The following is an 11,632-nucleotide window of genomic DNA, read 5'->3' as shown; positions in this document are numbered from 1 at the left end:
TAAATAAAAAAATAAAATGAAAGTAACTATTATTGGAGCGGGGAATGTAGGAGCTTCTTGCGCTAGTTTATTAGCTCAAAAAAATATAGTCCGAAAAATTGTTTTGTTAGATATTAGAGAAAAACTTTCAGAAGGAAAAAGCTTAGATATATCTCAAATGCTTCCTATGACGGAATCAAATACTAAAGTTATTGGAACAACTAATGATTATTCTAAATCAAAAAATTCAGAAATTATCATTATTACTTCTGGAATTCCTAGAAAACCTGGAATGAGTAGAGACGATCTTATTCAGACTAACGCAGAAATTATCCGTTCTGTAACTAAAAAATCTATTTTTTTCTCTCCAAAAGCTAAATTCATTATAGTATCTAATCCATTAGATGTTATGGCGTATGTAAGTTATATGACGGCAAAGATAGATTCTTCCCGTGTCATTGGTATGGCTGGAATATTGGATTCTACCAGATATCGTTTTTTTTTATCAAAAAGACTAAATATTTCTCCTATTGATATACAATCTTTATTGTTAGGAGGACATGGGGATACAATGGTTCCTTTATATAGATATACATCTGTATCAGGTATTCCTATTAAAGAATTTTTATCAGAAGAAGAAAATGATGCAATTGTTGAAAAAACAAAAAAAGGAGGAGAAGAAATAGTTGATTTGTTAGGAACATCTGCTTGGATGGCCCCCAGTGCATCTGTAATAAAAATAGCGGAGTCTATTTTAAAGGATTCTAAGCGAATTTTTCCATGTTCTGTTTTTTTAAGAGGACAATATGGATTAAAAAATATATATTTGGGAGTTCCATCTATTATAGGAAAATCTGGAATAGAAAAAATTATAGAATTGCAATTAAATCGTAAAGAAAATGATCTTTTAATAAAATCTGCAGATCATGTAAAAAACATGATCAATAAACTTAAAAAGTTTAATGATTAATTTTTTACAAATACAAAATTTTATTTTTCTATAAAGATCAATAATTCTCCTTTTTTATAATTGATTTCTATTTTATGATTAAAGGCTTCATTTCTGATCCCTATATTTTTTCCTATTTGTAATGATCCTTTATCTATAAAATATTTTAGTCCACAAGTGGACAATCCTTCTACTTTAGGAAATGGAAATAAAGATACTTTTTTATTTTTTTTCTGATAAAAAGAAGTTTTTTTATCAGAAAAAAAATAGCAGTGATATTTATCATGAAACATGATAGATAACTTTTTTTTATATTTTAAAGCTATAGATAAATTTCCTAAAAAATGATCTTGTTCCATTCCACTTGCACCCCAAACATTTATATTAAAAAATCCTTTATGATAAATGATATTTAAAGCTTTATCAAAATCAGTATATTTTTGATCACAAGCATTCAATAAACGAGTTTCTATAGGGATATCATTTTTTGAAATAGAATCAAAATCACCAATTATATAATCTACTGAAATTCCAAATGCACTTAAATAATAAAAAGCCCCATCTGCTGCAAATATTTTTTTATAAGAAAGAAATTTTTTTCCTGAAAAAGGAGGAATTTCTCCATTTAGAAATAATCCCACTTCAGGACCATGAAACCTGTGATTCATTTCTTTTTAAAATTTATAATTCTATTTCCTAAATAAATTTTTCTTACTACAGAATCTTGCATAATTTCTGTAGTGGACCCACATTTCATGATTTTTCCATTAAATATTAAATAAATACGATCTGTTATTGTAAAAACTTCTTGTACATTATGATCTGTAATTAATATACCTATATTTTTTTTTTTAAGAGAAAGAATTATTTTTTGTAATTCTTCTATAGAAATTGGATCGATTCCAGAAAAAGGTTCATCTAAAAGAATAAATTTAGGATTTATAGCTAAACATCTAGCAATTTCGGTTCGTCTTCGTTCTCCTCCAGAAATAAGATCTCCTCGATGATTTCGTATTTTTTGCAATCCTAATTCTTCAATTAATTTTTCTACTATTTTTTTTCTCTCTTGATTTGATATTTTATACATTTCTAATATGCATAAAATATTATCTTCCACAGATAGTTTCCTAAATATAGATGGTTCTTGAGATAAATAACCAATTCCTTTTTTTGAACGTTTATACATTGGTTTTGATGTAATATCCTGATTGAAAAGAAATATTTTTCCTTTGTCTGGTTTAATTAAACCGACCATAATATAAAAAGAAGTTGTTTTTCCTGCACCATTAGGACCTATTAATCCTACTATTTCTCCTTTGTTCAATTGAATTGAAATATTATTTATAATATGTTTATTTTTATACTTTTTACATATATTTTTGGCTTCCAAAGTCATAAATCAATGATTTTTTTTGAAAAAAAGAAAAAAATATGAATATTTGTATGTGATGAATAATTTTATTATAAAATGTTTTTTTATTGCATTTATATGTAGTTATTTTTCTTATTCTAATTCTTCTGATTTAGAAAAGATAAGTGGGATTTTTGCAGTCATAGGAAACGATATTATTTTAGATTCTGATATAAAGAATAGTGATGATAAAAAATCGTTTTGCAATACTGATGGTTTAAATAATTTTATAATTCAGAAATTAATGCTTTATTATGCTAAAAAAGATGAAAGTATACAAATCAACGATCAAGAATTAGAATTGAAAACTCAAGCATTTCTATCAGAAATGAGGGAAAAATATGTAAATCAAGAAGAATTTTTAACACAACTTGAAAATAAGGATTTCTTAAAAGAATTAACTGAAAAAATTAAAAACAAACAGTATACAGAAATATTTTATAAAAAAATAACGGATGATGTGGAAACTTCTCCTGAAGAAGTTAAATATTTTTTTAAACAGAATAAAATCCCTATTTTTCCGAAAAAGATATGTATTTCTTATATAATATTCTATCCAAAATTAAGTGATATTAACAAAAAAAAAATAATTGATTTTTTAAATAAAATAAAAAAAGAAATACATTCTGATACTGATTTTTCCACTAAAGCTATTTTATTTTCTGAAGATGATTCTTCAGCATTAAAGGGAGGTTTTATAAATATAAAGGGGATAAAGATAAATAATCTTCCACAAAAATTTAGACATTTAGTCCTTGCTTTAAAAGAAGGAGAAATATCTGAACCGTTTGAAACGGATTTAGGTTTTCATCTTATTAAACTAGAAAAAAGAAAAAAAGATGAGATTGATTTTAGACACATTTTAATAAAACCTAAATATTCAAAATATGAATTACATAAAACAAAATTATTTGCAGAATCCTTTAAAAAACGTTTTTTTAATAATAAAATAGATTTAGATAAAATACCTAATTTATTGAATAAAAATAAAATAGTTGATGTAATGATCCAGAAGCGTATTTGGATAGAAGAAAATAAACTATCAAAAAATATGAAAAAAACGTTCCTTTTTTTAAAAAGAGGAAAAATGACTAATCCTTATAAGGAAATTATAAACGGAAAAGAAGCATTTATCATAATCAAATTATTGGATGAAATTCCATCTAAATCAGCGTCTTTTGAAAAAGACTACAGTACATTAAAAGACTTTGTAATAAATTTCAAAAAAAAAGACAAAATAATAAATTGGGCAAAAGAAATTTTAAAAAAAACTTATTATTTAAAATATAATTGTTAATTTTTTTTGCTAAAAGATTCTTTATATAATCCAGCATAGTATCCATTTAATTGAATTAATTCTTTATGAGTTCCTTTTTCTACAATGTATCCTTTATCAATCGCTAATATTTTATCAGCATTTTCTAATGTGGAAAGACGATGAGTAATGATAATCGAAGTTTTATGTTTAGTTAAAAGATCTGTAGCATGATAAATCATTTTTTCTAATTCTTTATTCAAAGATGCAGTCGCTTCATCTAATATAAGAACAGAATAAGGATGCATTTGTACTCTTAAAAAAGAAATCAATTGTTTTTCCCCAAGAGAAAGTAAATTACCTCTTTCTTTTACAATAGATTTGTATCCATTAGGTAATGATGTAATAAAATTATGTATTCCTATTTTTTTTGCCATATTTTCTACTTTATCAACACTAATAGATGGATCCCCTAAAGTAATATTATTAATAATTGAATCATTAAATAAAAAAGTGTCTTGTGTTACTACTCTTATATGAGATCTTAAATTTTTCAATTCTATATCTTGAATAGAATGTCCATCGATCCAAATATTTCCTTTTTTTATTTCATATAATCTAGATATCAAATGAGTAATCGTAGATTTCCCCGAACCTGTTGATCCTACTATAGCAACTTTTTCTCCTGGTTGAATATCAAAAGATACTCCATTTAATACCATTTCATCATCTATATAAGAAAAATAAACATTATTAAATACAATATGTCCTTTTAATTTTTCAAAACGAAAATTTCCTCTATTAATAATGATTTCTTCAGAATTTAATATAGAAAATATACGTTCTATTCCAGCAATTCCTCTTTGTATAATATTAAATCTATCAGCTATTTGTCGCATGGGACGAAAAAGAAGATAAATGAAAAAAATAAAAGCGATAATTTGTCCTGGTTTAACGTTCCCTACTTCAATAGCATGAAATCCTCCATAAAATATGATGATACTTATTGTTATTGCAGAAATTATTTCTACTATAGGAAAAAAGATAGAAAAATAAAAAATAGTTTTAAAATGAGCATTCATTAAATTACGATTAATAGACTCAAACTTTGAATATTCCTTTTTTTCCTTATGAAAAAGCTGAATAATAGACATTCCTATGATGTTTTCTTGTAAAAAACTATTCAAACGTGAGGTTTGAATCCGTTCTTCATGAAACGTTTTTTTTAACGTTTTTTGAAAAAAACGAGTTATGATATACATAAAAGGAATAGTTAGAAAAACTATAAAAGATAGTTTTTGATGAACTGTGTACATCATAATAATAATCATAATAATCCTTAAAACATCTCCAGAAACAAGTAAAATTCCATCATTAAATATGACAGTTATCGTTTCTATATCTGATATAGAATAAGATACTAATTTTCCTATTGGAGTTTTATTAAAAAAAGAATTTTTAAAATGCAATAATTTATCAAATAAAAGAATTCTTATTCTTTCAATTACATTTTGAGCTAATACATTAGATAGATATAATAAAATAAAATGAAATATACTTTCTAAAAAAAGAAGTATAATTATTAACATCAATATATTTTTTAATCCTAAAAAATCTTTATAAAGAATATGAATATCTATAGCCTTTTGTATTAATTTAGGGCGATAAGCAGAAATAAAAGAAATTAATATAGAAGTAATAATTGTTAATATTAATATCAATTTATAATTTAAACTAATTATAATCAACTGTTTTAAAGAGGATTTTTTTTTCTTCAAATTTTCTTTCATAAAAAAATATCTTCTGGATAAAGAATCTGAGTCAGAAATAAACCACATGCAGGAACTATCAATTTGCAAAAATTAGAATTTTTTAATTCTATAATCTTTGTAAATTCATCGATACTAATTTTGTTTCTCCCTACATCAATCAGGGTACCTATAATCGACCTAACCATAGATCTTAAAAATCGATTAGCTTCAATAGTAAAACATAAAACATTATTATCCTCGGACCAATAAGCATGATAAATTTGACATATATTATTTGCATTTTCATTAGTTCTTTTTTTTTTACAAAAGGAACTAAAATCCTTATATTCTACAAGCTTTTTTGAAGCAATATTCATTTTTTGAATATTTATCGGATAAAAGCAGTACCAAGAGAAATCTTGATTGAATGGGTTTTTTTCTTGTGTTAAATAATACTTATATGTTCGTTTTATAGCATCAAATCTTGCATGAAGATTTTTTTTTACTGGAAAAATATTGAAGACTCTAATCGAGTTAGGTAAAAAAATATTTAATCTATCTACAAAATTATTTTCGATTTTTTCTTCATAATCAAAATGAGCAAACATTTGTTTAGCATGAACACCTTTATCCGTTCTACTAGCGCCTACAACATTTATAGACGTTTTTAATAATTTTGATAAACAATATTCTAATTTTTCTTCTACTGTACTTACTTTTTTTTGAATTTGCCATCCAAAAAAATATTTACCATTATAAGCTAATTCAATAAAAAATCTCAATTACATTATTTTTTTAAAGTTGATTTAAACTTTCAATAATAATAGAGCATCCTTTTTGAATTTCCTTTTTTGTGATAGTCAATGGAGGAGATATACGTACAAAATTACTATGAAATAGAAAACGAAATAATATTAATCCTTTTTTTATACAATTTTTGAAAAATTTTTCCACTGTATCTTTATTTTTTAATTCAAAAGATAAAAAAAGACCTTTACCATGAATATTCTTGATTTCATGATGAATCAAACATTCCCTAATCCACTTCTCTTTCATTGGGACTTTTTCCATAATATTGGAATTGATTAGTTGATTTAAAGTAGCTAAAGAAGCAGAAGCTGAAACAGCATTTCCTCCAAAAGTAGTTAAATGTCCTAAAGGAGCAATCTCAATAAAAGTTTTCATAATTTTTTTGGATGAGACAAAACCACTGATAGGCATTCCTCCCCCCATTCCTTTTCCCATTATTAGGATATCAGGAACAATTTCATAATGCTCGAATGCAAAAAGTTTCCCTGTTCTTCCAAATCCAGTTTGAATTTCATCAAGTATCATTAAAGCTTTTTTTTTATCACACTGTTTTCTTACTTCTTTCAAAAAAAAATTATCAGGTAATATAATTCCAGAAGAACATTGAATAGTTTCTAAAATTACACAAGCAGTTTTTTCTGTAATAGAATTAATTAATTCTTCTATATGATTAAATGTGATAAATTTAACTAAAGGCAACAAAGGTCTAAAAGGTCTTTTATAATTTTCATATCCCATAATACTCATAGAACCATGAGTGCTTCCATGATAAGAATATCTACAGGATATAATTTCTTCTCTTCCCGTATAACATTTAGCTAATTTTAAAGCTCCTTCTACTGCTTCTGTTCCCGAATTAACTAAATAAGTAGTAGTAAGTGGATGTGGAATATTTTCTGATATTTTTTTGCAAAGCTTTATACAAGGAGTTTGTATAAACTCTCCATATACCATAGTATGTAAATATTTATTTACTTGTTTTTTTATAGCTTCTTTTATTTTTTTATTTCCATGCCCCAATACATTTACGGAAACACCTGCTACAAAATCTAGATATTTTTTTCCATTTATTCCATAAATATAACTACCTTCAGCATAATTTACCATAATATTCATAGGATATGGATTGATTTGAGTTTGATATTGAAAAAAATCTTTTTCTAATTTTTTCATAAGAATTTTATTCTATTTGTTTTTTATCATAGCTTTAATTTCTTTTTCTTCTAGCAAGCTTTCTTTTTTATATTTGTATATTTCTTGATACATAAAAAGTTTTTTATTTGGTTTCTCTTTTTCTTTCCAAAAAAACTTAGAAAGATAAAGCAACCCCTTAGGACTTTCTTTGTGTATTGGAATCAATTCTGAACGTGCTCCTTTTGTACAAGAAATTTTTTCTATTTTTTTTGATTGATCTAAATATATTGATAAAATCTCACAAGATAACCTATTAATTATTTTTTGATCAGGATCAGGATAAATAATACTATTAATATTTCCTTGAATCATCACTTCTTCTAAATAATTTTTTTTATTAAAAAAGCCAATCATAACATCTCCTTCTATCTGATTAAATTTTTCTGAGTTCATTTTTTCTGTGTAAAAAGCATTTTTTACAATTTTTACACATTTTAAAGAATTATTATTTCGAAAATAAACATATATAATTTTTCCAGAAATTTGTTGATTTTTATTCCAAAATATGGGATTTCCATCAAATTGTATATAATCATTTGAAGATTCATAATTGAAAAAATCGCATTTTCCTTGAATATTTTCATTCAAAAAAAAACTTTTAACAGAAAAAGCTTGAATTGAATATCCGTTATTTTTTTTCACACTTATTTTTAAAATATTTGAATAAAGAAAAACTGGATCGGTTTTTGTCATTTTTATAATTTTAGGATTTTTTTCTAAAATTAAAGAACCAGAATGAAAATCAAATTTTCCATATCCGCTTATCAAAAAACATCTATTTTTTGAATTTTCTATAAAAATATTTTGAATAAATCCACATTTTTTTTTCTGATCGAAAAACAAATATTTCCCTCTCACAATTTTACCATTATAATGAATACTTACATAATTTTTAAATAAAAAAATTTTTTTTTGAATTGAAAATACTGCCTTTTTAGTGTAAATAAAATTATTAAAATTTGTATTTTTATTTTGCATTATGATGGCAGTACAAAAATTGATCTGTTCTTGTTTGAACAGATATTCTAACGTATTAGCATATACAGTATAATTTTTACTAATCAATTTTATTTTATCTTTTAACTCTATTTTTTTTTCATTAATGTAAAAAAAACCCTCTTGACTACATATGGTATAATCTCCATAATAAATAATACTTTTTTTTTTGTAAAAAACTTGGTTTAGTATAAAATTATATTCTAATATATTAGTTTTTAATTTAATTTTATTAAAAAACAGAACAACATCGTTTATAGCTTGAAGCTGCTTTCTTTTAAAATTAAAATTCATTACATCTGCTGTTAATTTTATTTTATCCTGATATAAAATTACATTTCCTGATAATTGAAAATCAAAAAAATTTCCGACTATGTTTTGAGAGATTATTTTATTTTTTTCTGATTCTAGTCTGACATTCCCATGTCCATAAAATTTATTCTTTTTTTTGTGATATCTAACCTGATCACAGAAAATATGATACTTTTCATATTTTAAATGAACGTTTCCTATTAAAACGAAAATTTGATTATTATTATTGTTTTGTATTATATCTGCATGAATTATTTGTATAACTCCTTTTGTTTTATTCAAAAATAATTCATCGGAATTAGAAAATGTTTTGTTTAATGAGAATAATAAAAAAATAACAAAAATTAAAAATTCATATTTCACAATTGATTATAATAAATAATTAATTTTTATATGCTATTAAAGATATTTCAACATTGGCGTTCTTAGGAAGACCAGAAACTTGTATAGTTTCTCTCGCTGGATAATCTCCTTCATGAAAAAACTTAGAATATACATTATTTATTTTTGGAAAAAAATTCATATCTGTTACAAAAACAGAAGTTTTGATTACATTTTTAAATCCTATTCCATTTTCTGAAAGAATAATTTTTATATTCTCCATAACTTTTCTTGTTTCTATTTCTATGTTATCTGAAACTAATTTTTCTGTATTTCGATCTATAGCTATTTGTCCGGAAACGAATAAAAAACCTCCAACAAGAACACATGTATTATATGGTCCATAAGATGGGATCTTTTCTATTGAAAATTTTTTTGGTATCATAATTTTTAATTAATAATTAGTTTTTTTCATTATACTGTATGATATTTTTTAAATAAGGGTCTTTCAATCCTATGAAAAAATACCAGGAAGAATTTTTTACGATATTCCAATTAAAACTCATTTCAAAGCTTCTTAAATCCCTACCAAAAATAATATTTGCTAATATTATTTTATTTTTTAATAAATCGTAATCTGTATGAAAACTAATTTTCCAATATTTCGTAATATTTACAGACCCATTAAAACTTAAAAAAGTATAAAATAATTTCTTTTTATCTAAAAAATTTTCATAATTGGAATGAAAGTCAATTTTTAAATTAAACGGAATTGGGTATTTAGCATAATTTTTTTGATCAAAAAAAAAGTAATCATAACGATTTTTTCCTTTTTTTTGAAATTTATTTTTTATAGGAAAAAAAGTAATGTCATAATTAGAAGAAAAAGAAAAATCAAAATATATCATTTTGTGTTTTTTTTCCAAAAAATTTATTCCCACTTTATATTTTGCTTCCAAATTTTTTGTTAAACCAGTATTTCCCATAATATGAAAATTCTCCCATTTTATAAAATTATGATCAACAATAAATGAGGAATTAATTTCTTTGAAAATTTCTATTTGTTTACAAACCCCCATACAATTCCGTGTATTTTTTATTATCCAATTGTCATTTAAAATAAAATTTATTCTTTTTTTTAAATGATTTTTTGCGTTATAAAAAACAGGAGAAAAATATATCATATGAAAAGATAGAATCGGTTTTATTTCATGTTTTAATAGTAAAGTATCTTTTAATTTCCATATTTTATAAAACGGAATAGAGAGAATGTTTGTTGAAACATCCATTTCTTGAAGACTTGAAATATGAAAATAAGGAAAATCCCATGCATAAAAATCCTTATATAAAATTTTAGATGAAATTCTTAAATAAGGATAAAAAAAAGGAAAATAAGCAGTCATGCTCATATTGTGATTAAATTCAGCATGAAAATACTTTGTTTTTTGATAATCTATATAATTTTGAAAATGAAATTCATTTTCAATGTTTATATGATTTAAAAATAAATTTTTTTTATCATGAAATAGTATATTTTTTGTATGTAAAATTAATTCTGGAATTATAAATTTTATTTCTTTTTTCTCATGATTTTGAATCATATAAATATCCATAAACCATAAATAATTAGATAACTTTTTTCTTATATTGATATAAGAAAAATTTTCATTATGTAAAAAAATATTATCATAATTAATACTTGCATTGAAATTTATTTTTGGATTTGATTTCAAATCTGAATTATGTTTCCATTGAAATAAATAATTTTTATGTTGATTGGACATATTTTGATAATCAAAATTGATAAATCCATAATGATCCGCTTTTAATTTATATTCTATTTTTGTTTTAATTTTCCATTGTTCAGTATTATATATAGAAGTATTTATCCTAAAATTTAATAAATCAGAAATGGGAAAAAATAACCCCAGATCTTCCATGTAAATTCTTTTTTTTTGAATTCCGAATTTTGGATATATAATACTATAATATGCTTTATTAAATTTTATAGGCATATACAAAAAAGGAAAAAAAATAGGCAATGGAACTCTGTACCAATAAAAAAAAATTGGTCCAGAAAGAATATATTTTTTTGAATAAGAATATTTTAAATAATCTGTTTTTAAATAAAAATCAGGAAAATTATCTTTATTTTTTAAAAAAAAAGGATCTGATATGTATGTTACTTTTTTCATTAATATATCTTCTTTTTTTTGAAAAATATCATCAGCTATCACAATATGATTTTCTTCTTTTGTATAAAAATTTTTTGCTTCTCCTATTTTATTTTTTAAATCAAAATGAATTTTACTAAAAAAATATTGGTGATTTTTATTTTGTAAAAAAACAGATTTTTCTTTTGAGTTTGCGTATAAATTTCCATTTTTCCAATCTAATTCTATATAATCCGCTTCAATTTTTGAATTATCATATTCTATAGTAGCTCGTCCTCTTAAATATGATTTTCCTTTTTTTATATCATGTTCTTGTATATTTGATTTGTATTTTAAAACATCTTTCAAAAAAAAGAAATCATTTTTATTTTTATGATGTATTATATCATCATTTTCTTTTCCGTAAAAAATAGAGATAGAAAAAATGAACAATATGATATAAATATAAAGTTGAATTTGATTCAAATTTTTTTTTATTAT

The 11,632-nt window shown here is 23.2% G+C and carries 10 protein-coding genes; 2 read left to right on the top strand and 8 right to left on the bottom strand.

Annotated elements, in window-relative coordinates:
* The first annotated feature begins 16 nt into the window (after positions 1-16).
* Positions 17-949: a malate dehydrogenase gene (mdh, locus tag H0H64_RS00120; RefSeq protein WP_185857342.1), complete on the top strand. Its 933-nt coding sequence runs from the start codon at positions 17-19 to the stop codon at positions 947-949.
* Positions 950-969: 20 nt separating this feature from the next.
* Here the strand turns inward: mdh and H0H64_RS00115 are convergent, their stop codons facing one another.
* Positions 970-1,596 carry a thiamine diphosphokinase gene (locus H0H64_RS00115; protein ID WP_185857341.1) on the bottom strand — a complete coding sequence of 209 codons (627 nt, stop codon included), beginning with the start codon at positions 1,594-1,596 and terminating at the stop codon, positions 970-972.
* Entirely contained in the window at positions 1,593-2,324 is a 732-nt protein-coding gene (gene lptB / locus H0H64_RS00110; protein ID WP_185857340.1) for an LPS export ABC transporter ATP-binding protein, read from the bottom strand. The genes H0H64_RS00115 and lptB overlap by 4 nt, the downstream gene beginning before the upstream one ends.
* A 16-nt stretch (positions 2,325-2,340) precedes the next feature.
* On the opposite strand from lptB, the gene H0H64_RS00105 reads away from it, so the two are divergent.
* The gene (locus H0H64_RS00105; RefSeq protein WP_238784991.1) at positions 2,341-3,636 is read left to right on the top strand and encodes a peptidylprolyl isomerase; all 1,296 of its coding nucleotides are present in this window, start codon (positions 2,341-2,343) and stop codon (positions 3,634-3,636) included.
* Here H0H64_RS00105 and H0H64_RS00100 read toward each other — a convergent pair.
* The 6 genes from H0H64_RS00100 to H0H64_RS00075 form a co-directional block, all read right to left on the bottom strand.
* Positions 3,633-5,384 carry an ABC transporter ATP-binding protein gene (locus tag H0H64_RS00100; RefSeq protein ID WP_185857587.1) on the bottom strand — a complete coding sequence of 584 codons (1,752 nt, stop codon included), beginning with the start codon at positions 5,382-5,384 and terminating at the stop codon, positions 3,633-3,635. The two genes, H0H64_RS00105 and H0H64_RS00100, sit on opposite strands and share 4 nt — an antisense overlap.
* Positions 5,381-6,127, bottom strand: a complete 747-nt coding sequence (gene truA / locus H0H64_RS00095) for a tRNA pseudouridine(38-40) synthase TruA (RefSeq protein ID WP_185857339.1) — start codon at positions 6,125-6,127, stop codon at positions 5,381-5,383. The genes H0H64_RS00100 and truA overlap by 4 nt, the downstream gene beginning before the upstream one ends.
* Before the next feature lie 13 nt (positions 6,128-6,140).
* The gene (locus H0H64_RS00090) at positions 6,141-7,328 is read right to left on the bottom strand and encodes an aspartate aminotransferase family protein (RefSeq protein ID WP_185857338.1); all 1,188 of its coding nucleotides are present in this window, start codon (positions 7,326-7,328) and stop codon (positions 6,141-6,143) included.
* Between the two features lie 12 nt (positions 7,329-7,340).
* The gene (locus tag H0H64_RS00085; protein ID WP_185857337.1) at positions 7,341-8,939 is read right to left on the bottom strand and encodes an OstA-like protein; all 1,599 of its coding nucleotides are present in this window, start codon (positions 8,937-8,939) and stop codon (positions 7,341-7,343) included.
* A gap of 100 nt (positions 8,940-9,039) precedes the next feature.
* Positions 9,040-9,423, bottom strand: a complete 384-nt coding sequence (locus tag H0H64_RS00080; RefSeq protein ID WP_185857336.1) for a Rid family detoxifying hydrolase — start codon at positions 9,421-9,423, stop codon at positions 9,040-9,042.
* A 16-nt stretch (positions 9,424-9,439) separates the two neighbouring features.
* Positions 9,440-11,617 (bottom strand): putative LPS assembly protein LptD, encoded by a 2,178-nt coding sequence (locus tag H0H64_RS00075; RefSeq protein ID WP_238784990.1) that lies wholly within the window; start codon positions 11,615-11,617, stop codon positions 9,440-9,442.
* Positions 11,618-11,632 lie beyond the last annotated feature (15 nt).

Source organism: Blattabacterium cuenoti (assembly GCF_014251635.1).
Taxonomy (GTDB): domain Bacteria; phylum Bacteroidota; class Bacteroidia; order Flavobacteriales; family Blattabacteriaceae; genus Blattabacterium; species Blattabacterium cuenoti_S.
The sequence above is the reverse complement of the archived record's forward strand: the minus strand, read 5'-3'. Positions and strand labels throughout refer to the sequence as shown.

Bases quoted from the DNA above. Each gene is read 5' to 3' on its own strand.
- H0H64_RS00100 (WP_185857587.1), bottom strand. From the start codon at position 5,384: ATGAAAGAAAATTTGAAGAAAAAAAAATCCTCTTTAAAACAGTTGATT.
- lptB (WP_185857340.1), bottom strand. From the start codon at position 2,324: ATGACTTTGGAAGCCAAAAATATATGTAAAAAGTATAAAAATAAACAT.
- H0H64_RS00080 (WP_185857336.1), bottom strand. From the start codon at position 9,423: ATGATACCAAAAAAATTTTCAATAGAAAAGATCCCATCTTATGGACCA.
- H0H64_RS00090 (WP_185857338.1), bottom strand. From the start codon at position 7,328: ATGAAAAAATTAGAAAAAGATTTTTTTCAATATCAAACTCAAATCAAT.
- H0H64_RS00115 (WP_185857341.1), bottom strand. From the start codon at position 1,596: ATGAATCACAGGTTTCATGGTCCTGAAGTGGGATTATTTCTAAATGGA.
- mdh (WP_185857342.1), top strand. From the start codon at position 17: ATGAAAGTAACTATTATTGGAGCGGGGAATGTAGGAGCTTCTTGCGCT.